Genomic DNA, 1,023 nt, shown 5'->3' on the forward strand with positions numbered 1-1,023 from the left:
CGGCCGCCGGTGATGCCACCTCGCTCGACCTGATCCGTGAGGGCGGAAACCGGGTCGGGCAGGTCATCGCCGGTCTGGTCTCCTTCTTCAACCCGGGCCTGGTGGTGATCGGAGGCGGGGTGACCGGCCTCGGTCATACGCTGCTGGCGAGCGTACGCACCCAGGTCTACCGCCAGTCGCTTCCCCTGGCGACCGGCAATCTGCCCATCGTCCTGGGGGAGTTGGGGCCGCAGGCCGGAGTGATCGGCGCGGCCCGCCTGATCAGCGACCACCTGTTCTCACCGGCCTAGCCCGGAGAGTCGTACCGCCCGTACGGAACACGCACACAGCACCTGCACCTGCACCAGCACCGCGCTCTGTCCTGCCCTGAAACCGGCCTGTACCCGCCAAGGGGATCCGTCATGGCACCAGAACCACCGTTGCTCACGATGTCCGGCATCACCAAGTCGTTCCCCGGCGTGCGCGCCCTCGACGGCGTGGACCTGGANNCCTGTCCGTTGCCGAGAACGTCTTCCTCGGGCACGAACCGACCACCGCCGGATTCGTCGTACGAGGGAGGGAGGCGCGGGCCGCGGCCACCGGACTGCTCAAGCGGCTCGGCCACCCCGAGATCGACGCAGGTCGGCTCGTCGGAACGCTCTCCGCCGCCCAGCAGCAGATCGTCTCCATGGCGCGCGCACTGTCCCACGACGTACGGCTCATCGTGATGGACGAACCGTCGGCCGCCCTCGACCCCGACGAGGTCAACAACCTCTTCCGCATCGTCGGCAGTCTCACCGCGAGCGGGGTGGCCGTCGTCTACATCTCCCACCGGCTGGAGGAGATCCGCCGTATCGGAGACCGGGTGACCGTCCTCAAGGACGGGCGGGCCGTCGCCGTAGGGCTCCCGGCGAAGGACACCCCGACGCGGGACGTCGTCGCCCTGATGACAGGCCGCAACGTCGAGTACGTCTTCCCCGAGCGGCCGATCGTCGACTCCGGGATCGCCGAGCCCGTCCTGAAGGTCCAAGGGCTGGGCAGGGA

1 protein-coding gene and 1 pseudogene are annotated in these 1,023 nt (G+C 69.1%); both read left to right on the forward strand.

Annotation, left to right across the window (positions count from 1 at the left end; translation table 11 throughout):
* On the forward strand, nucleotides 1-290 hold a 290-nt coding region (locus tag J0695_RS35495; RefSeq protein WP_206968894.1), incomplete at its 5' end, for an ROK family protein.
* A 111-nt stretch (nucleotides 291-401) separates the two neighbouring features.
* Nucleotides 402-1,023: pseudogene (locus J0695_RS35500) on the forward strand (ATP-binding cassette domain-containing protein); the annotation flags it as partial.

It is taken from the genome of Streptomyces beijiangensis, from assembly GCF_017315755.1.
Classification (GTDB): domain Bacteria; phylum Actinomycetota; class Actinomycetes; order Streptomycetales; family Streptomycetaceae; genus Streptomyces; species Streptomyces beijiangensis.